21 protein-coding genes and 1 pseudogene are annotated in these 23,253 nt (G+C 64.9%); 5 read left to right on the forward strand and 17 right to left on the reverse strand.

Annotation, left to right across the window (positions count from 1 at the left end; genetic code table 11):
• The first annotated feature begins 257 nt into the window (after window positions 1-257).
• Entirely contained in the window at window positions 258-1,532 is a 1,275-nt protein-coding gene (locus tag BMY68_RS15275; RefSeq protein ID WP_085532729.1) for a type II toxin-antitoxin system HipA family toxin, read from the forward strand.
• Window positions 1,529-1,792 (forward strand): annotated as a pseudogene (locus tag BMY68_RS15280) (helix-turn-helix transcriptional regulator); the annotation flags it as partial. The gene BMY68_RS15275 and the pseudogene BMY68_RS15280, both read left to right, overlap by 4 nt.
• Before the next feature lie 90 nt (window positions 1,793-1,882).
• On the opposite strand, the gene BMY68_RS15285 reads toward BMY68_RS15280, so the two are convergent.
• Window positions 1,883-2,719, reverse strand: coding sequence for an amino acid ABC transporter permease (locus BMY68_RS15285; protein ID WP_085532733.1), 837 nt, complete (start codon window positions 2,717-2,719; stop codon window positions 1,883-1,885).
• On the reverse strand, window positions 2,716-3,537 hold the full coding sequence (locus BMY68_RS15290; RefSeq protein WP_009041390.1) for an ABC transporter substrate-binding protein: 822 nt from the start codon (window positions 3,535-3,537) through the stop codon (window positions 2,716-2,718). Before BMY68_RS15290 ends, BMY68_RS15285 begins: the two co-directional genes overlap by 4 nt.
• A 111-nt stretch (window positions 3,538-3,648) precedes the next feature.
• Here BMY68_RS15290 and BMY68_RS15295 point away from each other — a divergent pair, with 111 nt between their 5' ends.
• Window positions 3,649-4,548, forward strand: a complete 900-nt coding sequence (locus tag BMY68_RS15295) for a homocysteine S-methyltransferase family protein (RefSeq protein WP_085532735.1) — start codon at window positions 3,649-3,651, stop codon at window positions 4,546-4,548.
• Between the two features lie 136 nt (window positions 4,549-4,684).
• Here BMY68_RS15295 and BMY68_RS15300 read toward each other — a convergent pair whose 3' ends face one another.
• The 3 genes from BMY68_RS15300 to BMY68_RS15310 are packed head-to-tail and all read right to left on the reverse strand — an operon-like array spanning window position 4,685 to window position 6,453.
• A complete protein-coding gene (locus BMY68_RS15300; RefSeq protein ID WP_085532737.1) occupies window positions 4,685-5,356 on the reverse strand; it encodes a GNAT family N-acetyltransferase in 672 nt (223 codons plus the stop codon).
• Between the two features lie 18 nt (window positions 5,357-5,374).
• Complete coding sequence (locus BMY68_RS15305) at window positions 5,375-5,821, reverse strand: GNAT family N-acetyltransferase (protein WP_085532739.1); 447 nt, start codon at window positions 5,819-5,821, stop codon at window positions 5,375-5,377.
• Complete coding sequence (locus tag BMY68_RS15310) at window positions 5,818-6,453, reverse strand: FMN-binding negative transcriptional regulator (RefSeq protein WP_085532741.1); 636 nt, start codon at window positions 6,451-6,453, stop codon at window positions 5,818-5,820. The genes BMY68_RS15305 and BMY68_RS15310 overlap by 4 nt, the downstream gene beginning before the upstream one ends.
• 120 nt (window positions 6,454-6,573) lie before the next feature.
• On the opposite strand from BMY68_RS15310, the gene BMY68_RS15315 reads away from it, so the two are divergent.
• Together BMY68_RS15315 and BMY68_RS15320 are read left to right on the forward strand one after the other, a co-directional pair.
• Complete coding sequence (locus tag BMY68_RS15315; RefSeq protein WP_085532743.1) at window positions 6,574-8,136, forward strand: MocR-like pyridoxine biosynthesis transcription factor PdxR; 1,563 nt, start codon at window positions 6,574-6,576, stop codon at window positions 8,134-8,136.
• A 39-nt stretch (window positions 8,137-8,175) separates the two neighbouring features.
• Window positions 8,176-9,387 carry a YeeE/YedE family protein gene (locus BMY68_RS15320; protein WP_085532745.1) on the forward strand — a complete coding sequence of 404 codons (1,212 nt, stop codon included), beginning with the start codon at window positions 8,176-8,178 and terminating at the stop codon, window positions 9,385-9,387.
• A gap of 227 nt (window positions 9,388-9,614) precedes the next feature.
• Here the strand turns inward: BMY68_RS15320 and BMY68_RS15325 are convergent, their stop codons facing one another.
• From BMY68_RS15325 to BMY68_RS15380, 12 genes are all read right to left on the reverse strand, one after another.
• Window positions 9,615-10,715 (reverse strand): polyamine ABC transporter substrate-binding protein, encoded by a 1,101-nt coding sequence (locus tag BMY68_RS15325; RefSeq protein WP_085532747.1) that lies wholly within the window; start codon window positions 10,713-10,715, stop codon window positions 9,615-9,617.
• A gap of 14 nt (window positions 10,716-10,729) precedes the next feature.
• Window positions 10,730-11,761, reverse strand: coding sequence for a histone deacetylase family protein (locus tag BMY68_RS15330; protein WP_085532749.1), 1,032 nt, complete (start codon window positions 11,759-11,761; stop codon window positions 10,730-10,732).
• A gap of 161 nt (window positions 11,762-11,922) precedes the next feature.
• Window positions 11,923-13,842, reverse strand: coding sequence for an ankyrin repeat domain-containing protein (locus BMY68_RS15335; protein ID WP_085532751.1), 1,920 nt, complete (start codon window positions 13,840-13,842; stop codon window positions 11,923-11,925).
• A 71-nt stretch (window positions 13,843-13,913) separates the two neighbouring features.
• Window positions 13,914-14,906: an AraC family transcriptional regulator gene (locus tag BMY68_RS15340; RefSeq protein WP_085532753.1), complete on the reverse strand. Its 993-nt coding sequence runs from the start codon at window positions 14,904-14,906 to the stop codon at window positions 13,914-13,916.
• Window positions 14,907-15,102: 196 nt separating this feature from the next.
• Window positions 15,103-16,107, reverse strand: coding sequence for an asparaginase (locus BMY68_RS15345; protein ID WP_085532755.1), 1,005 nt, complete (start codon window positions 16,105-16,107; stop codon window positions 15,103-15,105).
• Window positions 16,108-16,207: 100 nt separating this feature from the next.
• On the reverse strand, window positions 16,208-17,653 hold the full coding sequence (locus BMY68_RS15350) for an alanine/glycine:cation symporter family protein (protein WP_085532757.1): 1,446 nt from the start codon (window positions 17,651-17,653) through the stop codon (window positions 16,208-16,210).
• A 477-nt stretch (window positions 17,654-18,130) separates the two neighbouring features.
• A complete protein-coding gene (locus BMY68_RS15355; RefSeq protein WP_085532759.1) occupies window positions 18,131-19,360 on the reverse strand; it encodes a hypothetical protein in 1,230 nt (409 codons plus the stop codon).
• 895 nt (window positions 19,361-20,255) lie between these two features.
• A complete protein-coding gene (locus BMY68_RS15360; RefSeq protein ID WP_085532761.1) occupies window positions 20,256-21,215 on the reverse strand; it encodes a PDR/VanB family oxidoreductase in 960 nt (319 codons plus the stop codon).
• Complete coding sequence (locus BMY68_RS15365; RefSeq protein WP_085532763.1) at window positions 21,208-21,654, reverse strand: RidA family protein; 447 nt, start codon at window positions 21,652-21,654, stop codon at window positions 21,208-21,210. Before BMY68_RS15365 ends, BMY68_RS15360 begins: the two co-directional genes overlap by 8 nt.
• Window positions 21,651-22,685: an aromatic ring-hydroxylating oxygenase subunit alpha gene (locus BMY68_RS15370; RefSeq protein ID WP_085532765.1), complete on the reverse strand. Its 1,035-nt coding sequence runs from the start codon at window positions 22,683-22,685 to the stop codon at window positions 21,651-21,653. Before BMY68_RS15370 ends, BMY68_RS15365 begins: the two co-directional genes overlap by 4 nt.
• Window positions 22,686-22,706: 21 nt before the next feature.
• On the reverse strand, window positions 22,707-22,934 hold the full coding sequence (locus tag BMY68_RS15375; protein ID WP_007928486.1) for a recombinase-like helix-turn-helix domain-containing protein: 228 nt from the start codon (window positions 22,932-22,934) through the stop codon (window positions 22,707-22,709).
• Between the two features lies 1 nt (window position 22,935).
• Window positions 22,936-23,253, reverse strand: a complete 318-nt coding sequence (locus BMY68_RS15380; protein WP_085532767.1) for a hypothetical protein — start codon at window positions 23,251-23,253, stop codon at window positions 22,936-22,938.

Consider the following 23,253-nt stretch of genomic DNA (forward strand, 5'->3'; position numbering starts at 1 on the left):
TCCCTTTTTTTTGCCTGTTGCCCGGGGGCGGCGGGGAGCGATGCGCGTGCCGCTACAGGCGGCTGAGGGATATTTCCAGGCTGGAGCGAGCATCATGTGAATGTATTTTAATGCACTTATTTCGTTCTGAATTTTATATATCTGCATTACAATGCACTTGATTGCCTTATGGCTCATTTAAAGTGTACTAAAATGCAGGTAACAAAGTGCTTCGGCTGACTTTGCAGCTCTACTGCGCAGGGGTATGGAGCGACGCCATGACCCTGACCTTCGACAGGCCCGAAGAGGGCTTCGCCAGCCCCTGCCGTTTTGGTTATGTCCAGCAGTACCTGGTGGATAACCTGGAGGCCGTCGCCAGCCCGCTGGCCAGGTCGGTCAGTGCACAGATCCCATTGGGCTGGGAATCGTGGCGGGAAGAACGAGCCCCGGCCTTTCTCTATGACCTTGCCCCGGCGGCAGCGACCGGGCGCTTCCTGCTGCACCAGATTGGCCACGAGCGGCCGGACGGCATGGGCGTCGAGTTGTTCCTCTTGAGTCGGTCCACCGCGGCGCCCATCGGCAACCTGCGGATCAAGGAGTCGCTGGCGGGGTTGCGCAGGCGTCCGGCGCTGGGGTTTTCCCGGGACCAGGTGATCGCCCTCGATAATCGCTTTCTCGAGTACGCCCACGAGCAGGGCGCGGCGTTCGGCGGTACGGCGAGCATCGGCGGCGAAGCGCCCAAGCTGCTGCTGGCTCAAAATCGCGAGGGCCTGCTGTACCCCGATGCGCTGCTCGACGACGCCTCGGCGGCGTGCCACTGGTGGGTGAAGTTTCCCCGCAACCCGGCCACGCAGAATGACGGCGACATCCTCAGGAGCGAATTCCACTATTACCGGGCGCTGCAACAGTTGGGCATCGATACGCTGCCGGCCGAGGGCCTGGCCCTGGAAGAAGGACCCAGGCCCAGCCTGTGGATGCAGCGCTTCGACCGTCGGGTAACGCCGACGGGGGTGGAGCGCCTGGCGGTGGAGTCGATCTATTCCCTGGCGGGGCTGGTGGGCCATGGCCAGGGCATGCGGCACACCGAGGTGCTGGGGATCCTCGCCGAACTGTGGCGAGCCACGGGCCAGGAATCGGCGATCCCCGAACTGGTGGCGGATTACCTGCGCCGGGACCTGCTCAACAAGATCCTCGGCAACTCGGACAACCATGGACGCAATCTTTCGATCATCCGCACCGACAGTCGGGTGCAACTGGCGCCGATCTACGATCTGGCACCCACGGTCATGGACGATGAGGGCATTACCCGGACCATCAAATGGCCCGGGCGCATGGAAGTGGCGGGTGACGTGGACTGGCGCCTGGTATGCGCGAGCCTGAAGCCGCTGCTCGACCCCGAAGCCGCCCTGACGCGCCTGCGGGAGGATGCCGAACGGCTGCGGGCCTTGCCGGACCTGTTGCATGCCAGCGGCTTGCCCGACGCCACCCTGAATCATCCGCGCATTCACTTGCGCCACTTGGACCGACGCCTGCAGGAGTGGGGACTGCGATGAGTACGACCCTAGAAGAACGCGGCGCGCTGATCGACAACATCCAGCAGGAGCTGGCGGCCGGCCGCTTGCCACTTGGCGATGCGGTCAGGCGCCTGCGCAGCGAAGTCACGGGGCTGCATCAGAGCCAGTTCGCCAGGATGTGCCGGATTTCCCTGCGCACCCTGATCCATATCGAACATGGTGACGGCAACCCGACCCTCAAGTCGTTGAATGCGGTGTTCAAGCCCTTCGGTTTGCAGATGGGGGTGCTGGTCGTGCAGAAAACCAGTCGCGCCCGCTCGCTGCTCAATGATCTCGAGCGCCTGGAAAAGGGCCCGGGTACGCCCGAGCCCTCGGCACCCCACTGAGCCTCAGTCGCGCTTGGCGTAGGCCTTGCCGTAATGCCTTTCCATCCGCGCCTGGATCAGTTCCAGGCCGATCGACAGCAGCCAGTAGATGATCGCCGCGGTGCTGAGCATTTCGATGTAGCGGTAGCTGGAGCGGCCGTAGGACTGGGCCAGGAACATCACTTCCCAGACGCCCATCACCGAGATCAGCGACGAGTCCTTGAGCATCGAGATGAACTGGTTGGTGGCCGGCGGGATGATGGTGCGCATGGCCTGGGGCAGGGTCACCTGCCAGAAGATCACGCTGTCACTCATGCCCAGGGCCAGGGCCGCCTGGCGTTGGCCGTGGGGCACGCCGAGGATGCCGGCGCGGAAGATCTCGCTGAGGTAGGCGCCGTAGTTCAGCGACAGGGCGATGATCCCCGCGGCAATGGCGCCCGGCACCACGCCCAGTTGCGGCAGGCCGAGGTAGATCAGCAGGATCTGGATCAGCAGCGGCGTGCCGCGAAAGAACGAGGCGTAGAAGCTGGCGATGCCAAAGGCCACGGCGCTTTTCGATAACCGGGCCAGCGCGGTGACGAAGCCCAGCAGCGACGACAGCACGATCGAGCAGAGGCAGAGGAACAGGGTCAGCGCCGCGCCTTGCAGAAACCCGTTGGGGGCCAGGGTGATGCCGAGCAGGTTGGGCAGCTTGTCGAGGATGATCGAGAACTTCAGGTCGAAGCTCAGGAAGAAACTGGCGAACAGGCCGAACAGCACCGCCCAGGTCAGGTACAGGCGGGCGCGGAAACCGAAGAGGCGTTTGACCCGTGGCCCGGCCAGCGCTTGCGGTGGCCGGGGCGGTTGCGAAAGAGAAGTCATTGGCTGATGTCGGCGCCGATCCATTTCTGTGAGAGCTTGCTCAGGGTGCCGTCCTGCTTCAGCTGGGCGAACACTTCACGGACCTTGGCATGCCACTGGGCGTCGCCTTTCTCGATGGCCACCGAGTTGGGTTCGGCGTACAGCGGCTCGCCGGCGAGCTTGAAGCGCGGGTCCTGGGCCAGGCGCGGCTGGGCCGTTACCAGGTTGGTGAGGATCGCATCCAGGCGTACGCCAGCGCCCAGGCCGAGGTCCTGGAAGGCCACGTTGTCGGTGTCGTACGGGGCGATCTGCACGTTGTCGAACGGGTACTGCAACCGGGTGTCTTCAGCGCCTTCGATCACCAGGTTCTTGTTCAGGTAGCTCTCGTAGCTGGACGCGCTGGTCAGGCCGACCTTCTTGTCGCTCAGGTCCTTGGCGCCGTGGATGCGCTGGTCCTTGGCATTGACCACGATCACCGCCGGCGAGGCGTAGTACTGCACCGGAAAGTCGAAGACTTCGGCGCGGGCCTTGCTCGGGGTCATGGAGCAGATGCAGATGTCGTAGCGCCCGCTCCAGCGGCCGGCGGAGATCACGTCCCAGGACGGCGTTTCCAGGCGCAGCTTCACCCCCAGTTTGTCGGCCACGGCCTTGGCCACGTCGACGTCGAAGCCATCGAGCTGGTTCTGATCGTTGAGGAAGGAGAAGGGCGGGTAGCTTTCCATCAGCACGCCGACCAACTCTTTTTTCTGTTCGATACGGTCCAGGGTGGCGCCGGCAAAAGCCTGGCTGGAGGCAGCGAGAATCGTCAGGCCCAGGGCCAGCAGCGGTTTGAATTTCATTGGAATCCCGGGCAGAAAAAAGGTTGTTATTAACTGAACGGTGCGTATTAAATAGTTATAAGAACGACTCAGGTAGTGAGTTATTTTCATAAGCATATGAGAAAAAAGCATATGGGCGCAGAAAGCAGGGTAATTCTGGATGGCGGCATGGGTCGTGAACTGCAACGCCGCGGGGCGCCCTTCAGGCAGCCCGAGTGGTCGGCGCTGGCCCTGAGCGAAGCACCGCAGGCAGTGGAAGCGGTGCATGCGGCTTATATCGAGAGCGGTGCCAACGTCATCACCAGCAACAGCTACGCGGTGGTGCCGTTCCACATCGGCGAAGCGCGTTTTGCCGCCAAAGGCCAGGCGCTGGCGGCCTTGGCCGGCGAACTGGCGCGGCGCGCGGTACAGGCTTCCGGCAAACCGGTGCGGGTCGCCGGTTCGTTGCCGCCGCTGTTCGGCTCCTATCGCCCGGACCTGTTCGAGGCCGATCGCGCCGCCGAGTTGCTGGCGCCGCTGGTCAACGGCCTGGCCCCGCATGTCGACCTGTGGCTGGCGGAAACCCAGAGCTCCACGGTCGAGGCGCGGGCGATCCATGCCGGCCTGCCCAAGGACGGCAAACCCTTCTGGCTATCGTTCACCTTGCACGATGAGAACCCAGACCAGGTGCCACGCCTGCGCTCCGGCGAGCCGGTGGCGGACGCGGCGGCGGTGGCCGCGGAGCTGGGGGTGGAAACCCTATTGTTCAATTGCAGCCAGCCGGAAGTGATAGGCGCGGCGATCGACGCGGCGCGGGCAACCTTCGAGCGGCTGGGGGTGAAGATCCATATCGGCGCCTACGCCAACGCCTTCCCGCCGCAACCGAAAGAAGCCACGGCCAACGATGGCCTCGACCCGCTGCGCGACGACCTCGATCCGCCGGGTTACCTGCAATGGGCGGCCGACTGGCGGCAACGCGGCGCCAGCCACCTGGGCGGTTGCTGCGGTATCGGGCCGGAGCACATTGCGGTGCTGGCGCAGCAGCTGGCCTAAACCGGGCGACTCCTTGATATCCCGGCGACGCTCGATGCTCTATGTAGCCGCTGCCGAAGGCTGCGATCGAGCGGCACGCTCGCGGGGATCCAGCGACCGCCGGAGAGCCTGGGGGCCTATCGCAGGCTACACCGGCTTACCCTCGGCACTCCGCCAACCCTTTCAACTGCCCCGAGCCGCTCTGGTTGTCCTCGCTCAACCAGCGCTCGAACCCGGCGCCGACCTTCGGCCACTCGGAATCGAGGATCGAATACCAGGCGGTATCGCGGTTCTGGCCCTTGACCACCATGTGCTGGCGGAACACCCCTTCGAAACTGAAACCCAGGCGCTCGGCCGCATAACGCGAACGGGCGTTGGCGTTGTTGCATTTCCACTCCAGGCGGCGATAACCGAGGGCGAAGGCTTCCTTGGCCAGCAGGTACACCGCCTCCGTGCTCTTGGGCGAGCGTTGCATGGGCGCGCCGAAGGTGACGTGGCCGATCTCGATGCGGCCCTGGGCCGGGACGATCGACATCAGGCTGAGCAGGCCCTGCACCTGGCCGCTGGCCCGGTCGACCACGCTGAAGAAATACGGGTCGCTGTTGGCCGCGTGGTTGTTCAGCCAGTCATTGAAAGCGCTGCGCTCGGTAAAGGGCCCGTAGGGCAGGTAATCCCACAGTTTGGGGTCGGCGCCCGGGCCCTGGAAGGCGTGCCACAGGTCGTCGGCGTGGCGCGCCGGGTCGAGTTTTTCCAGGCGGATGAAGCGCCCTTCGAGCAGGGTGGTCGACGGCGGCGGTACGCCTTTCCAATCGGCGAGTGAGGTTGGCATAGGAATCTCCTTGAACGCTTAAAGGGCTTTGCGAAATTGAATGAAACCCGGGCGTTCGGCGATCCGCTCGTAGAGCTGGATGGCGGTGGCGTTGGTTTCGTGGGTCAGCCAGTGGACCTTGCAGCAGCCGTCGGCCTTGGCGGTGGCGTAGACGAATTCGATCAGTTGGCGACCGACGCCGGTGCCGCGTTGCTCCGGGACCACCAGCAAGTCCTGCAGGTAGCAGGAGTTCTCGATGCTCCAGTTGGAGCGATGGTAGATGAAATGCACCATGCCCACCGCCTGCTCGCCGTCCCAGGCCAGGGCAGCGTGGGTCGGTTCGGCGGGATCGAGGAAGCGCTGCCAGGTGCTGCGGGTGACCGCGTCGGCCAGCTCGGTCTCGTAGAAACGCAGGTAGGCCTGCCACAGCGGCAGCCAGGCTGCGTGGTCAGCGGCGGTGACGGGACGAATTCGGATCTGGCTCATGGCTGCTCCTGGCGCATCAGTTGGGAAATGCTCTGGTCATGGGGATCGGCGCTGGTGGCCAACCCTTCGCGTACGCCGGCGATGTCGGCGGCGGTGCGGTTCTGGCTGAGTTTGCGCTTGCCCTCCAGGCGCTGGATCGGCAGAGCGAAGCCGACGATGGCGCGCAGCATGCTGTCCATGAACTCGGCGGGAGCGTCCTCGAATTTCCAGGGGCTGGCGCGGCCGGCTTCATGCTGGTCGGTCAGGGCGCTGACCACTTCGCGGATGCGCTGCGGATCGTGGAACACCTCGGCCACGCCGTAGGCATGCACGCTCACGTAGTTCCAGGTCGGCACCACTTTGCCGTGCTCGGCCTTGCTCGGGTACAGCGACGGGCTGACGTAGGCTTCGGCGCCCTGGAAGATCAGCAGCGCCTCGGCGCCGTTGGCCAGTTCCTGCCATTGCGGGTTGGCCCTGGCCAGGTGGCCGTAGAGGGTGCCGTACGGGCCCTGGTCCGGGGCGAACGACAGCGGCAGGTGGTTGGCCTGCAGGCCGCGCTCCCCGTAGGTCACCAGGGTGGCAAGGCGGGTTTCCCCGATCAGCTGGTGCAGGGTGGGCAGGTCTTCTTCGGCGAAAGCGCGGGGTAGGTACATGGAAAAATATCCTTGGCGAATGGCTGCATCCTAGGCAGGCTATTGGTCTGTTGTAAGAGCCATCTTCAGTCATTTTTATAGGTCCATTGGCGGGTCCATTCAGCCGGCCGGAGGGAGTCCATGAACAGCCCGACATTGCCGCTTTCCTTCAACCCCGCCGGTATCGAGCTGGACCGCGGCCAGGGGCTCAGCCGCCAGCTGTACCAGGCGCTGCGCCAGCGGGTGCTGGACGGCCGGCTGGCCAGCGGCACTCGGCTGCCGGCCAGCCGCGACCTGGCGGCGGCCCTGGAGATTTCCCGCAACAGCGTGGTGCGCGCCTACGACCAGCTGTACGCCGAAGGTTTTATCGAAGGGCGGGTGGGCGACGGCACCTATGTGGCGCAATTGCCCGAGAGCCGGCTGCCGATCAAAAAGGCCGCAAAAAATTTACCCACAAAAGTATCCACAGGGTTATCACCAGGCTTACCCACAGGGTTATCCACAAAATCCCCGGTTTTACCTGGGATTACATCCAGTAAAGTTATCCACAGCGAGGCTTTGCAAAGGGTCGAACAGCATCATCTGGCGACTCCGCAAAGCGGTCCGCCACGGGCTTTTCGGGTGGGGATTCCGGCCTTCGATCTGTTTCCGTTCGAGGTCTGGGCCAAGCTGAATGCGGCTTTCTGGCGCAAACCGGATCTGGGCCAGCTGTGTTATGGCGATTCGGCCGGCGAGGAGCGCCTGCGCGGATTGATCGCGGCCTACCTGCGCAGTTCGCGCGGCATGCAATGCAGCGCTGAACAAATTGTGATCACCAGCGGTGCACAACAGGGCATAAGCCTTTGTGCACAGTTGCTGGTGAACCCTGGCGACGGCGTGGCTGTGGAAAACCCCGGCTATCGGGCGGCGGGGCATGCCTTCGCGATTGCCGGCGCGCGCCTGCACGGGGTGGCGGTGGATAACGAGGGCTTCGACTGCGGGGCGCTGGCGGCCCTGAGCGATTGCCGGCTGGCCTATGTCACGCCGTCCCATCAGTACCCCACCGGGGTCACCCTGAGCCTGGCCCGGCGCCTGGAACTGCTGGCCTGGGCCGAGCGCAGCAATGGCTGGATCGTCGAGGACGACTATGACGGCGAGTACCGCTACAGCGGGGCGCCGCTGGCACCCTTGGCGGCCCTGGACCGGCAGGGCCGGGTGCTGTACGTCGGCACCTTCGGCAAGGTCGCGTTCCCGGCCTTGCGCCTGGGTTACCTGGTGTTGCCGCCGGCGCTGGTGCAACCCTTCGCCCAGCGCCGGGCGCTGGATGTGCGCCATTCCGAGGTCAGCACCCAGGCAGTGATGGCCGAATTCATGGCCGCCGGGCATTTTCAGCGGCATATCCGGCGCATGCGCCGCGCCGCCTTGAGCCGGCGCAATGCCTTGCTGGCTGGCTGGCCTGTGGATATCCCCGGGGTGGGCAAGGTGCCGAACGTGGCGGCGGGCCTGCACCTGACGATCCCGGTGGACAGCCTGGCCCGGGAGCGCGAACTGGTGGCGCAGGCCGCGGCCGTGGATGTGGAGATCAATGGCCTGAGCCACTACTGGCTGCCGGATTCGCCGCTGCCGCAGGACCGGCGCGCCGGGCTGGTACTGGGCTTTGCCGCGGTGCCCGAAGCCGCTATCGCCTGCGCCCTGGAGCGGCTGCGTCGGGCCTGGGGCGTGTGATGGCTATACTCGCGGCCATTGTCTTTATCGAGAACCCTTATGAGCCTGACTCTTTCCGCGGCGCCCGAACGCAAGTTCGGTGCGCCCTTGTTCGCTTTGATCGTGCTGCTGGCCGGCGCTGTATTCCTGCAGGCCCAGGTCGGCTCGCGCCAGGTGTGGCTGTTGCTGCTGGGCGCGGCCCTGGGCCTGACCCTGTATCACGCGGCCTTCGGTTTCACTTCGGCCTGGCGGGTGTTTATCCGCGATCGTCGCGGCGCCGGCCTGCGGGCGCAGATGGTCATGCTGGCGCTGGCGGTGCTGCTGTTCTTCCCGGCCCTGGGCGCGGGCAGCCTGTTCGGTTCGCCGGTCACGGGGCTGGTGGCGCCGGCCGGCGTCTCGGTGATTGTCGGTGCGTTCATCTTCGGCATCGGCATGCAGCTGGGCGGCGGTTGCGCGTCCGGCACGCTGTTCACCGTGGGTGGCGGCAACGCGCGGATGCTGGTGACCCTGCTGTTTTTCATCTGCGGTTCGCTGATCGCCACGCACCATGTGGACTGGTGGTTCGCCTTGCCGTCGCTGCCGCCGGTGTCCATCGTGCAGCGCTTCGGCGTGGCGCCGGCATTGGGGCTCAGCCTCGGTCTGTTCGCCTTGATCGCCCTGGTTACGGTACGCCTGGAGAAGAGCCGCCACGGCACGCTGGAAGCGCCGGTCGACAGCGCGCACCAGGGCTGGCGCCGCCTGCTGCGCGGGCCCTGGCCGCTGGTGTGGGGCGCGGTCGCCCTGGCCTTGTTGAACTTCGCTACCCTGGCCCTGGCCGGACGGCCCTGGGGCATCACCTCGGCGTTTGCCCTGTGGGGCGCCAAGGTCGCCAGCGGGCTGGGGGTGGATGTCGGCAGCTGGGTGTTCTGGCAGGGCGCGGCGAACGCCAAGGCCCTGGCCGCGCCGGTGTGGCAGGACATCACCAGCGTGATGGATATCGGCATCGTCTTCGGCGCCTTGCTGGCGGCGGGCCTGGCCGGACGTTTTGCGCCAAGCCTGAAGATTCCCCCGCGCTCGCTGGTGGCGGCGGTGATCGGTGGTTTGCTGCTGGGCTACGGTTCGCGCCTGGCCTACGGCTGTAACATCGGCGCCTATTTCAGCGGCATCGCCTCCGGCAGCCTGCACGGCTGGCTGTGGCTGGTGGCGGCCTTTATCGGCAACGGCGTGGGCGTGCGCCTGCGGCCGTGGTTCTTTGCCGAGGAGCGTCAGCCGCAAGGGCTGACGGGGTGTTGAAACATCTTCTGTAGGAGCGAGAGGGCGGCGATCCGACTCGCCCGCGATAGGGACGCCGCGGTGTATCGGTTGCACCGCGTTATCGTTCATCGCGAGCAAGCTTCGCTCCTACAGAAGCACGCATTCCTCCGTAGGAGCGAAGCTTGCTCGCGAAAGCCGCGCAGCGGCGCTCTGCCAGCCACGGGCAATCGAGCGTTCGAGCGGCCGCTCCTACGGACGCCGGGTAATCAGGTCCCGGCCTTGATCTTGGTCCAGGCCCGGGTCCGCGCCCGTTCCGCGTCCCGTGGTAGCGGCCGCAAGGTGTACAGCGTGCTCATCGCCGCGTCGGTCGGGTACAGGTTGGGGTTGTTGCGGATCGACGGATCGACCTGCTCGGTGGCGTCCTTGTTCGGGTTCGGGTAGCCGACGAAGTCGCTGACCGGGGCGATCACCTTGGGTTGCAGCAGGTAGTTGATGAAGGTGTAGGCGTCGTCCGGGTTCTTCGCACCTTTGGGAATCGCCAGCATGTCGAACCAGATCGGCGCCCCTTCCTTGGGCAGGCGCATGTCTACCACCACACCGTTCTTGGCTTCCTTGGCGCGGTTGGCGGCCTGGGAGAAGCTGCCGGAATACCCCACCGCCACGCAGATGTCGCCATTGGCGATGTCGGCCATGTACTTGGACGAGTGGAAGTAGGTGACGTAGGGGCGGATCTTCAGCAGCAGTGCTTCGGCCTTGGCGTAGTCCGCCGGCTGCTTGCTGTTGGGGTCCAGGCCCAGGTGCTGCAGGGCCAGCGGCAGGATCTCCGACGGCGAGTCGAGCAGGGCCACGCCGCACTGCTTGAGCTTGCTGATGTTCTCTTCCTTGAAGATCAGGTCCCAGCTGTCCACCGGCGCGTTCTCGCCGAGGGCGGCCTTGACCTTGGCTGGGTTGAAGCCGATCAGGATGGTGCCGTACATGTAGGGCACGGCAAATTGGTTGCCCGGGTCGTTGGCCTCGATCAGCTGCATCAGCTTGGGATCGAGATGGTTCCAGTTCGGCAGCTTGCTGCGGTCCAGCGGCTGGAACACCCCGGCTTCGATCTGCTTGGCGAGGAACACGTTGGACGGCACCACCACGTCGTAGCCGGAGTTGCCGGTCAGCAGCTTGGCCTCCAGCGCCTCGTTGGTGTCGAAGATGTCGTAGATCAGCTTGACCTGGCTGTTCTCGGCCTTGAAGTCTTCCAGGGCCTTGGGGGTGATGTAGTCGAACCAGTTGTAGACGCGCAGGGTGCGCTCTTCAGCCTGTGCGGCACCGCCCAGCAGCACCGCGCAGAGCGCGGGCAAGAGGTAGCTTTTGAGCCTGTTCATGTGGCGGGTTTCCTTCACTGGGCGTTTTGAAAGCCTTCGAGAACGTTGACGGCATTGATGCCGATCTCTTCCACCGCGTAGCCGCCTTCCATGACGAACAGCGTCGGCGTGCCCAGGGCGGCAATGCGTTGCCCCATGGCCAGGTAGTCCGGGCTGTCGAGCTTGAACTGTGAGATCGGGTCGTCCTTGAAGGTGTCCACGCCCAGCGATACCACCACTATGTCGGCGCCATAACGGCGGATTTCCTCGCAGGCCTGTTCCAGCGCCGCGCTCCAGCTGTCCCAGCCGCTGCCGGCGGGCAGCGGGTAGTTGAAGTTGAAGCCCTCGCCGGCACCTTCGCCGAGCTCGTCCGCATAACCCAGGAAGAACGGGAATTCGGCTTCCGGGTGGCCGTGGATCGAGGTGAACAGCACGTCGCTGCGCTCATAGAAAATCGACTGGGTGCCGTTGCCATGGTGGTAGTCGACGTCGAGGATCGCGACCTTCTTGTGGCCCTGGTCGAGGAACGCCTGGGCGGCGATGGCCGCGTTGTTCAGGTAGCAGTAGCCGCCCATCAGGTCGCCAGCGGCGTGGTGTCCCGGCGGACGGCACAGGGCGAAGGCACTGCGCGCGCCGCGCTGGATTACCGCCTGGGCGGTCAGGGCGACTTGCGCGGCGCTGTAGGCCGCCTGCCAGGTGCCGGCGGTGATCGGCGCGCCGCCGTCGAAGCTGTAGTAGCCGAGCTGGCCGTGCAGGCTGGTGGGGATCACGCTGCGCAGGGTGCGCGCCGGCCAGGTGTAGGGCAGCAGGTCGCCGTCGATGCCCTGGGCCGCCCAGCGCTCCCAGGCGCCCTTGAAGAAGTCCAGATAGGCGCGGCTGTGGATGCGTTCGATCGGCCCCAGGCCGAAGTCCCTGGGCGCCTCGACCGGACCCAGGTTGCGATACTTCACGCGGTCCAGCACGTGGTCGGCGCGCGACGGCATTTCGAAGCAGGGCATCAGTTGCCCGTCGATCAGTTCGCAGCGGCCGTGGTGCAGGTGGTGATCGTCCGAGTAGATCGTCAGCATTTGTTGTTCTCCGCAGGCTGGTTCGGTGCTCACAGTCTTGCGGCGCCGGGGCTTTTGGAGAACGGCAGGAGCGGCCAAAAGGGGATCGATATGGCCAAAACCTGTGTCCGCAATTCGCCCCTTGAAACAGCACGGCGCCCCCTTGCGGGGCGCCAGCGGGGTCAGCTTGCGGGCGGCGCTTGATCGAAGCGCTGCAGCACCTGGAGCATGTCCTCGCGTTTTTTCCGGGCGAGGATACCCAGCAGCAGGGCGCGGCCGTTTTTCTCGCAGCGCTGGCCGGCATTCGGATCGGCGCCTTTCTCCAGCAGCAGGGTGAACATGTCCAGGGTCTCCTGCTGGCTGACAGTGGGGGACTTGTCGTCGGCGGAGGTCTTGTCGGCGACGAACGTCAGCAGGCTCTGGCCGCCGGGTTGTTGGTTGGAGCAGGTGCCACGACCGTAGTTCAGGTTGAGATTGGCACCGGCTTCGATCAGCTGCCTCATGGCCGCGTAGTTGTTTCCCCAGAACGCTCGGTACAGTGCGGTTTCGTTGTCATCCACGGTGCGCAGTTCGAGGTTCTGTGGGTGTTGCAGCAGCCAGGTGAAGCCTTCGAGGTTGCGCTTCTGCTCGGCCAGTTGCATCAGCGGGGTGTAGCCTCGGCTGTTTTGCTCGTCGATGGCGACGCCGGCTTCCAGCAGGAACTTCAGGCGCCCGCCTTGGTTCAGGTCGGGGCTGTCCTTGAGGTCGCGCTCCATGGCCAGCAGGGCCAGGGTGGTCCATTTGTACTGGCCGCGGGTATGGGCGCCGTGGGCCAGCAGCAGTCGGGCGATCTCCAGGTTTGGCGCGTCCAGGGCGTGCAGCAGGGCGCTGCGCCCGTCATCGGCCATGACTTCGCCACTGACGCCGCTGGCCAGCAAGCGCCGGACCTCAGCCGCGTCGCCAGCATCCACGGCGGCCACCAGCGGCCAGAAGCCCTGGCACGCCTGCGGGTTGGCGGATTTCAGGCCCAGGCGCTGCAATACGCGCGGCGGCACGCTCAACTGGCGTTGCAGGCGCATGCCGCAATACAGCCGATAGCGTTCGATGGCGCGGCCCTGGTGGATGTTGTCCAGCGGCCGTTGTTCGAACTGGGCCCAGTCCAGGTCGGCCAGGTTGAGGTAGGTCGGCATGCGCCCGGGTTCCCGGCGCAACACCTCCAACAGCCAGGGGCGGGCGGTTTTCAGCTGGCCGGCCTCGCTGGTCCAGTAGGCGATGTCGTTGAGCAGGCCCGGGTATTCGCTGCGGTCCTGGGCCATGGTGCGAAAGTCATGGGCGGCGAAGAAGTCTTCCACCTGGCGAAGGCCTGGCCCTTTGTCCTTGGCTTTGCGCAGTTGTTCGTGGAGTTCGCGGAACTGGGTCCAGGCGTCGTCCGCCGTGGCCGGTGGAGAATAGGCATTGAAGGTGATCGGGCCCGTGCCACTGCTGAAGGGCCGGAACCATGCAGGAAAGCGCTGCAGGGCGTACAACCACTGTTGCTCGATCTCGCTACCGATCGGTTGCAATGGGGTGAAGTCCATCTGGGTCAGGTCGCGGCGGTGACTGACGGCCAGCATCGGCTGCTGCGGATAGCGCTGGTCGATCAGCAGATAACGCTGGCTGAGCTGCCAGTCCGGGCTGATGCAGTTGAAGCTCAAGGGCGTCAGGCTCAGCCCGACTTCGAGTTGATTGCTCGGCGGCCAGTTGTCCGAGACCTGGATCGGGTCGTCCGGCGAGACGCAGGCCCGCAGTTCCTCGGGGCTGAACAGCGGCAAGGGCGGCGACTTGTAGATGCGCTGCTGGTACTGCGCGTCCTGGTAGGCGTTGAGATAAAACAGCCCGCGGTACTGGCTGAGCACGATCCGCGCCGGAAGCTGCTCGAGGCCTGGCAGGGGGAACGGCTTGATCTGCAGGGTGGCGGTTTCCGGTTCGTCCAGGACGATACCGCGGGAGACTTGCCACCATTTGATCTTGGCCAGGTCCAGGTCGAATGCCTGGACGGCGGGGGCGATGGCGAGCATCAGCAGCGCCAGGCCGTTCGCGCAAAAGCGGATGTGCCTGGCAACGATGCCTGTAAAGAAGTTCACGTTTGCAGTCCCTTGCCGGTATGAAAGGCCGGCAATGTAATGCAATCGGCGGTTTTATGCCGGGGTTTGTGTCAGGGCCGGAACTGGCTTGGGGCGACGCCGCTCCAGCGCACGAAGGCATGGCGGAAGCTCGCGGTTTCGCTGAAGCCCAGGGCTTCGGCAATGCGGTAGATCGGCAGGTCGTCCTCGCAGAGCATCTGCTTGGCGCGCTCGAAACGCAGCTCGTCGAGCAGTTCCTGATAGCTGCAACCCAGGTCCTTGAGGTGTCGGCGCAGGGTGCGGGCCGAGCAGTTCATCTGTTCGGCCAGGCCTTCCAGGCCCGGCGCGGCGTCCAGTTGCGCCGCCAGCAGCTGGCGGATGCGCCCGAGCCAGGCCTGGCGCCCGGTGAACTCGGTGTTCTGCTTGCGGCAGCGTTCGGCCATGGCCTGGTGGGTGATGGCGTCCGCCAGGGGCAGCGGCTGTTCGAGCCAGCGTCGGTCGAAGGCGAAGGCATTGCAGGCTGCATCGAATTGCAGCGGGCAGTCGAAGCGCTCGGCATAGCGGCGCTGGTAATCGGGGGCGGGGTAGTCGAAGCGGGCGCCGCGCAAGGGCAGCGGATGGCCCAGCAGGTCGTCGCAGATGACCTTCAACGACACCAGGCAGAACTCGATATTGAAGGTCGCCAGCGCCGGGTTTTCGCGGTAATCCGCGGCGGTCAGCCAGATCAGCTCGCCGTCCGCCTCCAGGCTCAGCTCGAAAAGTGTTCCCAACAGCGCCGGATAACGCAGCGCCAGGCGCAAAGCGTCACCTAAGGTGGCACTGGTGAGCAGGGCATAACCGAGCATGCCGTAGCTGGAGACGTGCATGCGCCGGCCCAGCTCCAGGCCGATATCCCGTTGCAGGGCCACGGCGTTGGCGCACACCAGCATTTCCTGGTTGGTGGTGATGCGGGTGTCGGCGCGGCTCAGGTCGGCGGCGTTGATGCCGCTGCCGGCCAGCAGCGCGTCACTGGGCAGCCCTTGGTCCTTGAAGGTGTTGAGCACCAGCGAGACGGCGTTGAGGGTGGTGAGGTGGGAATGCAGCATGTCCGTTTCCAGCCCGGGGGATGCTGAAAACGGAGCAATTTGTATGCCGCGCCCGCAACCAAATTCCAACGCTGGTGTGGGGCGGCGGCTGGATCGCCGCTTTGCAGCTATCGCGAGCAAGCTCGCTCCTACAAGGGACTGTGGAGCTTCTGTAGGAGCGAGCTTGCTCGCGATGACGGTGAACGATGACGCGCTGTCAGCTCAGCTCGCCGCACAGGTCCAGCTCCACCAGGCGCCGCACTTCGGCGCTGTCCAGGCCGGCGCCGAGCAGGGCGTTGAGTTTGCCGAACGCCGCTTCGCGGGTCATGCCGCCGCCGGACAGCACGCCGACGCCGCGCAGGCGGCTGCCGGCCTCGTAGATGTCCAGCTCCACGCCGCCTTCATGGCATTGGGTGATGGCCACGACCACGATGCCCTGGTCCCGGGCGTGTTGCAGGCTGGCCAGGAACTGCGGGTTATCGCTCGGCCCGGTGCCGCTGCCGAAGCACTCCAGCACCAGCGCCTGGATGCCGCTGCCCAGCAGGGCGTCGAGTTGTTCGGCGGCGATGCCCGGCACCAGCGGCAAGACGCCGACCCTGGCCAGTTGCTTGCCCTGGCGGTAATCCAATTGCGGCGGAATCGAGGTCGCCTTGGCTCCGCCGCCCTGGCGCTGCAATGCCGCGAACGGATGACGGCCGAAGCTGCGGATCTTCGCGCAGCGGGTCGGTGCCAGCAGTTCACCGTGGAAGTACAGGTGCACGCCCGGCGCCAGGCCCTGGCCGAGGGCGACCAGGGCGCCGCCGAGGTTTTCCCAGGCATCGCTGTCGGTCACCCCGGCCGGCAGCATCGAGCCGGTGAACACCACGCGGGCGGGCAGGCCCAGCAGCTGGAAGCTCATGGCCGCGGCGCTGTAGGCCAGGGTGTCGGTGCCGTGCAGGATCAGCACGCTGTCGCAGCCCTGCACGTCGACCGCATCGACCACGGCTTCGCGCAGGCGCTGCCAGTAGGCGGGGGTCATGTTGGCGCTGTCGATCAGCGGCGCCATCTCGCGAAAGCGCCAGTCGGGCACCACCAGCTCGGGCTGGCTGTGCAGGTAGTCGCGCATCCGCGCCTCGAAACCCGAGGCCGGGGCCAGGCCGTGGGCGCTGGCCTGCATGCCGATGGTGCCGCCGGTGTAGAGCACCATGACGTTCTGCGCGGCAGGATAGGTGTTGGCATTCATTGAGGAGTCTCCGGAACGATGACAGCGTGCGGTCGAGCATGAAGCTGACCGCCGCTTGTGTCACGCCGGGCGCAAGACATGCGCCCGGTTTTTTACCCGATCAGCGTTGCGCTGCGGGAATGCCTTGCGGCTGAACGTCGGCCTCGGCAGCAACCGACGGGCTGGTCGGCCAGGCCTTCAGGTCCAGGTCCAGATCGGTAAATTTGCTGGAGTCGAACACTGGCTGGCTGACGCCGGCGCGGCGCTGCTCGTCGTAGTCGCGCATCACACGCAGGCCAACCTTGAACAGCATGGCCAGGGCCACCAGGTTGACGAAGGCCAGGCAGGTCATGGTGATGTCGGCGAAGGCGAACACGGTCGACAGGTCCTGCATCGAACCCCAGACCACCAGCGCCAGCACCAGGCCGCGGAAAGTCATCAGCGCAGTGCGGTTGCGGGTGAGGAACTGCAGGCTGTTCTCGCCCAGGTAGTAGTTGTAGAGGATGCAGGTGAAGACGAACAGCGACAGCGCGACGCTGACGAACATGCGGCCCCAGTCACCGACCACGGCGGCCAGCGAGTTCTGGGTCAGGACGATGCCGTCACCTTCGAAGCCCGGGGTGTAGAAGCCCGACAGCAGGATCAGCAGCGCGGTGCAGGTGCAGATCACGAAGGTGTCGAGGAACACGCTGAAAGCCTGGACCACGCCTTGGGCGCCCGGGTGCTTCACGGCGGCCACGGCGGCGACGTTCGGCGCGCTGCCCAGGCCCGCTTCGTTGGCGAACACGCCACGCTTCACGCCCATGACGATGGCGCTGCCGAGCAAGCCGCCGAAGGCCGGGTCGAGACCGAAGGCGCTCTTGAAGATGGTTTCCAGCATGGCTGGGACGTGTTCGATCTGGGTGCCGATCACGTACAGGGTCACGCCGATATAGGCCAGAGTCTTGATCGGTACCAGCAGGTCGGACACCGAGGCGATGCGCTTGATGCCGCCGATGAAGGTGATGGCCAGCAGCACCGCCAGGACGATACCGGTGTGTTGTGGGTCGAAGGCAAAGGCGTTCTGCAGCGAGTGGGTCACGGTGTAGGACTGCAGGCCGATGAAGGCGAAGCCGTAGGTGACCAGCAGCAGGATCGAGAACACCACCGCCATGCCTTTGAGCTTCAGGCCGTGCTGGATGTAGTAGGCCGGACCTCCACGGTACAGGCCGTCGCCATCGGCGCGCTTGTAGACCTGGGCCAGGGTACATTCGAAGAAGCTGCTGGACATGCCGACCAGTGCGGTCACCCACATCCAGAACACCGCACCCGGACCACCGAGGGTCACGGCGATGCCGACACCGGCGATGTTGCCTGCACCGACGCGGCCGGCGAGGCTGAGCATCAGGGCCTGGAACGAGCTGAGCTGCCCGGCGCTGCCTTTGAGGCTGTCGCGGAACACCGCGAACATGTGGAAGAAGTGGCGCAATTGAACGAAACGCGAGCGGATCGTGAAGTAGCTGCCGAGCCCGACAATGAGCACGATCAGTACTTTCCCTGAGAGGAAGTCGTTGATGACTTCGAGCATGAAGTATTCCTCGCTGTTTTTTGTAAAGGCAGAAGCTGGGCGGTCCGAAACATCGAGTTACACACCGTCGCGCAGACAGCACGACAGGTGGGCCGAGTGTTCGTCCCGGTTCCAATTCGCGGGTTGTTATTAGTTCGGGTTTCCCGTGAGGTTGAGCCTCGTTACCGACGGCCGCCCACGTGAAGAGGGGGCGCACTATACCGGTGCGCGCGCCCGCCGTCTGCATGTAGCGCGTCGAGCCGAGGAACGGCAGGCGGGGAAAGGGGCTGAATCGGTTCTTGCGCGAGCGCCTCGGCGCGCTTGTGCAGGCGCGCAGGTGGCGCTCGACGATCACGCGGTGGGGCGGGTGGAGCGCCGCTTTGCGGCTATCGCGAGCAATCGAGCGTCGACCGGCCGCTCCTACGGAAGATGATCCCGTCGCTCAGGATGCCGGCGACACCTTTGCGTTTGCACAGGAGTGTCGACCGGCCGCGGGCCTCAGAAGTAGTAGCCGATATTGACGTTGGTCCGGTAGTACCACTGGTTGCTGCCCACCGAGCTGGTGCTGGTGAAGCCGCTGCCGTTCTCCGCGCCGCCGTAGGGGTTGGCGTTCCGGGCCCAGGTCAGGTCGACCCAGGCCATGATCGGCATGGCCAGGAACTGCGCGCCCACGGTGTACATCTGCGAGTCGTCCCAGCCGCTCCGGTCTTTCATCATCCGGCTGTAGTCGTTGTACAGCTTGATCTTCTTCAATTGCCCGAGCTTGGGCGTGTAGATGTCGTAGCCGACGTTGAACGAGGCGATGGTGGCCTTGGAGGCGATCAGGTACGCCGGCGTCAGGCCGTTGCCGCCCATCAGCACCGAATCCTGGCTGACGCCGGCCGGGTTCTGGGGATCGAACTCGTAGCGGATGCCCTGGGTGGTGACGGTCCACGGCCCCTTGCTGATGACCGCGTGCACGCCCGCGGCCCAGTAGTCGCCATCGTCCCTGGTGGTGGCGTTGTAGAGCTGGGCGGTGGCCAGCGAGGCGCCGATCTCGGTCTTCCAGCCATCGCTGTTGAAGGTCCGCGCCACACGGGCGTTGAATTGGTTGCGCTTCTCGTTGTCCTGGCGCGACTGGGTAAAGGCGATGGCGTTGTTATCGAGGTCGGCGTAACGCCCGACTTCCGGCGAGTAGCGAATATCCGTGGGCAGCATGCGCGGGAAGTAGCCGAGCTGCACGTCCCAGTCCTGATCTTTGTAGGTGTATTTGAGGCCCGAGCCGGCGCTCACCCCATACCCCATGAAAAACGGGATGTGATAACTCCAGCCGAACTGCGGATAGGGCTCCAGGCCGAAGGGCTTGAACGGCGCCCCCAGTTGCAGGCTGGAGTTGGCGTTGAGCCGGTAGCCGACGAAGCCACGGTCGATGGAGCGCTTGCCGTCGTCCTGGAACCAGTAGCCGATATCGCTGTAGAGGTTCTTGTAGGTGGCCTGCACATCCAGGCGGAAGGTGTCGAACAGGAACCGGCCGTTATTCTCGGTGGTGTCCCAATGTTCGTCGCGGTAATTGGTGCGCAGTGCGCCGCCGATATCCAGGCTGCTGTCGCCGTCGTCACTGCGCCAGGAGATATGCGGAAAAGGCTTGTTGGCGGCGTTGGCCCGCACGGCGGCGGAAGGAATGGGTTCGACGGCGAAACTTGCGCAACTGACTACCATCAATCCTGCACATAAGACATGACGTTTCATTTTTGACCTCACCTTTAATGCTCGGCGCTACTTGACGATCGGCAACACTTACCCGCTTGCCTGATAAGGCAACTGTGGAGGGAGTGGGTCTTGCCGGATTAAGTGCTGGCTATTGTTGTTTTATCGGCGGAACGCCGTTTGGCCCGTGGATTTACAGGGGTAGAGCAGGAACTGTGCCAGGCGACCGGCATCTTGGATTTTTATGAAAAGTTGATTGAAAACAATTGTTTATATGGGAAACACAGGCTCTTGTGCAGCCGGTGGAACAGCAGGGAAAGTGGGTAACAAAGTTGCGCGTTATAGGTGCGTCTTTATTGCACGCTGTTAAATAAGCGGGCAGGAAGTTTGTTTTACTGGTGAACAATCAGATGCCTGTCGGTTGCAGCGAAAGTTCATTTTTCGCCATAAACCGCGAGCCTAAAAAAGGCCGAAATCATTGCCTGTAGCCGCTGCCGAGCCCGCGAGGCTGCGAACGGCACCGCAGGGGCCGCAAGCCGGGCGCTGCGGGGTATCAATTGAATTGCGGTTGGCAGGTTTTGCGGCTGCTGCGCACCCGATCGAACAACAACCCCGTTTGCAGCTTTTCAGCGGTTGGGGCTGCCATTGTGGGCCTTCGGCGGGCACCTGGATTCTGTAGCCGCTGCCGAGCCCCGCGAGGCTGCGAACGGCACCGCAGGGGCCACAAGCCGGGCGCTGCGGGGTATCAATTGAATTGCGGTTGGCAGGTTTTGCGGCTGCTGCGCACCCGATCGCAGCCTCGCCAGCTCGGCAGCGGCTACAGCGGTCGTTTTGCAGCCTTTCAGCGGTTTTGGCGGTATGTAACAGCCGTACAGCCTTTGCCTCGCAACGATTACGTAGTAATTACGTAACCGTTACGTAGCAATTACATAGCGCGCTAGAGATCCAGCACCAGGCGCCGGCTCTTGCAGCCGGAAACGCAGACCATCATCGATCGGTTGGCTGCCCGTTCGGCCTTGGTCAGCACGCCGTCGCGGTGGTCGATCTCGCCTTCCACCACCCGCGTTTCACAGGAGCCGCAGACCCCTTCGCGACAGCTGTGGTCGATGTCGCAGCCGGCTTCGAGCAGCACATCCAGCAGGCTCAGGCCGGGCTCCACGGACAGGGTCTTGCCGGACTTTTTCAGCTCGACGCTGTAACTGCTCTGGGCGTCTGCGCTGGGTGGCAACTCGGCGGCGGCGAAGCGCTCGATGTGGGCATGGGGATAACCCAGGCGTTCGCAGGTGGCTTCGAAGGCATCGAGCATCGGCGTTGGGCCGCAGCAGTAGAAATGTGTGTCCGCCGGCTGGCCGGCGAGGTAGGCGGCGAGGTCCGGCGGCGCGCCTTTCTCGTCGTTGAAGTGGTAGATCACCCGGGCCTTGAGCCCGCTCAGCTCTTCCACCAGCGCGGCCTCCTGGCGCGAGCGGGCGCAGTAGATCAGCTCGGCGGATTTTCCCAGGGCCAGCAGCTGGCGGAACATGCAGTAGATCGGGGTGATGCCGATGCCGCCGGCCACCAGCACACTGTGGCTGGCGCTCGGCTCCAGTTCGAAGTTGTTGCGCGGCGCGGCGATCGACAGGTGCATGCCGACCCGCAGCTGGCTGTGCACGTACTCCGAGCCGCCGCGGCTGTTGCGGTCGCGCAGGATGCCGACCACGTAACGGCCCTGGTCGCTGGGCGAGTTGAGCAGCGAGTAACTGCGCACCAGGCCGTTGGCCAGGTGCAGGTCGATGTGCGAGCCGGCGTCGAACGGCGGGAACACCGTATCGCCCAGGGGCCGCAGCTCGACACTGATGATGCCTTCGGCTTCGTAGCGCAGGGTGTGGACGCGCGCGGTGAGGAGGGAGGGTTTAGACATCGTTCACCTCTATGACGGTACGCAGATCGACATCGAGCCGGGCGCCGGCCTCGATCTCGACCCGTAGTTCGGGAAACACCAGTGCGCTGACCGCCACCAGGGTGGAGGTCGGGAACAGCGCCTGCCCGGCAAAGAAATCGCGCCGGGCGCGGCCCACCTGCTCCTTGTCGGCGATGTCGGTGAGGTACACCGTCAGCCGACAGATATTGCCGATATGGCCGCCGGCGGCTTCCACCAATGCCTGGATCTTGCCCAGCACCAGCAGGGTCTGGGCGTAGCCATCCAGCGCCGCGCCGGCTTGCGCGGCCTCGCGGCTGGCGGGGTGCGCGGTCATGCCGGACAGCAGCACCTCGCGGCCGATCACCAGGGCATTGGACCAACTGGCGCCGGCCGGCTCGGCCACGGCTGCGCTGCGAACCCGGTGCACGGCCTGGTTCATGGCAGCTGCTTCGCTTCGATCAGTTCGAGCTGGGCCTTGGCGGCGTTCTTCAGGTAGCGCCGCAGCCGCACCACGCCCAGGTCGTGCTGGTAGAGGTTTTCGCGCTGGTTGGCGTCCGGCTCCATGAACTCCAGCAGCACCCGGTCCTGCTCCAGCACCGCCCAGTGCCGTGCTTCCAGGCGGTTCTTGTAGAGGAAGCGCCAGGTGTCGCGCTGCCAGCCGGTCAGCGGTCGGCAACGCCAGTGGAACACCGCCGCCAGCGAGCGGCTGCTCGGGGTGTAGCTGCCGATGATGGTGAAGTTGCCGCCCGGGCCGCCGGTTTTCGGGTAGGGAATTTCCAGGCGCAACCAGTGACAGCCGTTGTCCATAAACTCGGTCCAGTCGAAGTTCACCCCGCGCTGGCCTTCCTTCTCGAAGAAGAAGCCGTTGTCGGTGTCGCGGGTGATGAACCTGGCGGTGGCTTCACCTTCGCTCATCGAGTGCGACATCTTGTGCAGGTAGGTGCCGTGCATCGGGTCCATGACGTTGTCGAGCACGTAGCGGTAATCGCCTTTCCACTCGGTGTAGCAGACGAAGCTGCTCCACTCGGGGGAAGTCAGCTGCTCCGGCAGCACCAGTTCCGGCGGGGTTTCCAAGTGCGGGTCGGTGGCGTTGAACAGGAAGATCGCGCCGGCGGCTTCGCGGGTGTGGAACATCCGCGTCGGCCGGCTGCCTTCGAGCTTGCAGCCAGGGCTGCCGGGCACCTTGGTCACGGTGCCGTCGCAGCGCACTTCGACGCCGTGGTAAGGGCATTGCAAGCGATCGCCCAGCACCGGCCCCTGGGACAGTGGCGCGCCGCGATGGGGGCAATGGTCTTCCAGGGCGTGGACGCTGCCATCGTTGTCGCGCCACAGGGCGATCTTGTAGCCCAGGCGACGCACCGATACCGGTTTCTCGCCCAGCAGGTCCGACGGCAATACCGGGAACCAGAGGTCCTTGAGGCCATTGGCCAGGTGATTTTCAACAGGGTCGACGGTCAGTTGCGTATTCATCTTGTTATTCCTTGCGCCGGGTCATTCGCCCAGCCGGGCCATCAGGGTTTTATAGGCATCCTCGGTCCACTCGCCGCTGGTCAGCGGGCAGGGCGGCCCGGCCAGGTTGAGGTGGGCGAGCAGCGCCGGCAGCTCGCTCACGCCATTGCCGAAAGCGCGCTCGATGGAATCGCCCAGCAGCTCTTCGAACTGGGTGTTGGGCCGCTTGCGCGCCTGATGGGGTTCGAGGAATCGTTCGTGGGTGTTCATGTCATTGACCTCCGTTGCGTACCCGTTCGCGGATCGTTTCGCGCACCGGGATAAAGTCGTATGTCGGGAAAACCTCAGTGCCGAACACGCCCCAGGCCGAGCGTTCGAGCTCGACGTTGAGGGCCGGCAGCAGGCTCGGCGGCAAGCGCAGGGTGACGATCTGGCCCAGGCCCATGGCCACGGTCCACGACACCAGCTCGACGCCTTGCGGGGGGAAGCGTTCCCACCAGTCCTGCTGCTTCATGTGGCGCTGGATGTCTTCCAGGTTCTTCGATTGGTCGTGCTTGAGCAGCACGGTCACCAGCAATGTCTCGCTCAT

The sequence above is a fragment of the Pseudomonas sp. NFACC41-3 genome (assembly GCF_900109505.1).
GTDB lineage: Bacteria > Pseudomonadota > Gammaproteobacteria > Pseudomonadales > Pseudomonadaceae > Aquipseudomonas > Aquipseudomonas chlororaphis.

Bases quoted from the DNA above. Each gene is read 5' to 3' on its own strand.
- BMY68_RS15300 (WP_085532737.1), bottom strand. From the start codon at position 5,356: ATGCCAACCTCACTCGCCGATTGGAAAGGCGTACCGCCGCCGTCGACC.
- BMY68_RS15355 (WP_085532759.1), bottom strand. From the start codon at position 19,360: ATGAAACGTCATGTCTTATGTGCAGGATTGATGGTAGTCAGTTGCGCA.
- BMY68_RS15380 (WP_085532767.1), bottom strand. From the start codon at position 23,253: ATGAGCGAGACATTGCTGGTGACCGTGCTGCTCAAGCACGACCAATCG.
- BMY68_RS15285 (WP_085532733.1), bottom strand. From the start codon at position 2,719: ATGACTTCTCTTTCGCAACCGCCCCGGCCACCGCAAGCGCTGGCCGGG.
- BMY68_RS15320 (WP_085532745.1), top strand. From the start codon at position 8,176: ATGAGCCTGACTCTTTCCGCGGCGCCCGAACGCAAGTTCGGTGCGCCC.
- BMY68_RS15370 (WP_085532765.1), bottom strand. From the start codon at position 22,685: ATGAATACGCAACTGACCGTCGACCCTGTTGAAAATCACCTGGCCAAT.
- BMY68_RS15275 (WP_085532729.1), top strand. From the start codon at position 258: ATGACCCTGACCTTCGACAGGCCCGAAGAGGGCTTCGCCAGCCCCTGC.
- BMY68_RS15295 (WP_085532735.1), top strand. From the start codon at position 3,649: ATGGGCGCAGAAAGCAGGGTAATTCTGGATGGCGGCATGGGTCGTGAA.
- BMY68_RS15365 (WP_085532763.1), bottom strand. From the start codon at position 21,654: ATGAACCAGGCCGTGCACCGGGTTCGCAGCGCAGCCGTGGCCGAGCCG.
- BMY68_RS15315 (WP_085532743.1), top strand. From the start codon at position 6,574: ATGAACAGCCCGACATTGCCGCTTTCCTTCAACCCCGCCGGTATCGAG.
- BMY68_RS15345 (WP_085532755.1), bottom strand. From the start codon at position 16,107: ATGAATGCCAACACCTATCCTGCCGCGCAGAACGTCATGGTGCTCTAC.
- BMY68_RS15350 (WP_085532757.1), bottom strand. From the start codon at position 17,653: ATGCTCGAAGTCATCAACGACTTCCTCTCAGGGAAAGTACTGATCGTG.
- BMY68_RS15330 (WP_085532749.1), bottom strand. From the start codon at position 11,761: ATGCTGACGATCTACTCGGACGATCACCACCTGCACCACGGCCGCTGC.
- BMY68_RS15360 (WP_085532761.1), bottom strand. From the start codon at position 21,215: ATGTCTAAACCCTCCCTCCTCACCGCGCGCGTCCACACCCTGCGCTAC.
- BMY68_RS15305 (WP_085532739.1), bottom strand. From the start codon at position 5,821: ATGAGCCAGATCCGAATTCGTCCCGTCACCGCCGCTGACCACGCAGCC.
- BMY68_RS15310 (WP_085532741.1), bottom strand. From the start codon at position 6,453: ATGTACCTACCCCGCGCTTTCGCCGAAGAAGACCTGCCCACCCTGCAC.
- BMY68_RS15325 (WP_085532747.1), bottom strand. From the start codon at position 10,715: ATGAACAGGCTCAAAAGCTACCTCTTGCCCGCGCTCTGCGCGGTGCTG.
- BMY68_RS15375 (WP_007928486.1), bottom strand. From the start codon at position 22,934: ATGAACACCCACGAACGATTCCTCGAACCCCATCAGGCGCGCAAGCGG.
- BMY68_RS15290 (WP_009041390.1), bottom strand. From the start codon at position 3,537: ATGAAATTCAAACCGCTGCTGGCCCTGGGCCTGACGATTCTCGCTGCC.
- BMY68_RS15340 (WP_085532753.1), bottom strand. From the start codon at position 14,906: ATGCTGCATTCCCACCTCACCACCCTCAACGCCGTCTCGCTGGTGCTC.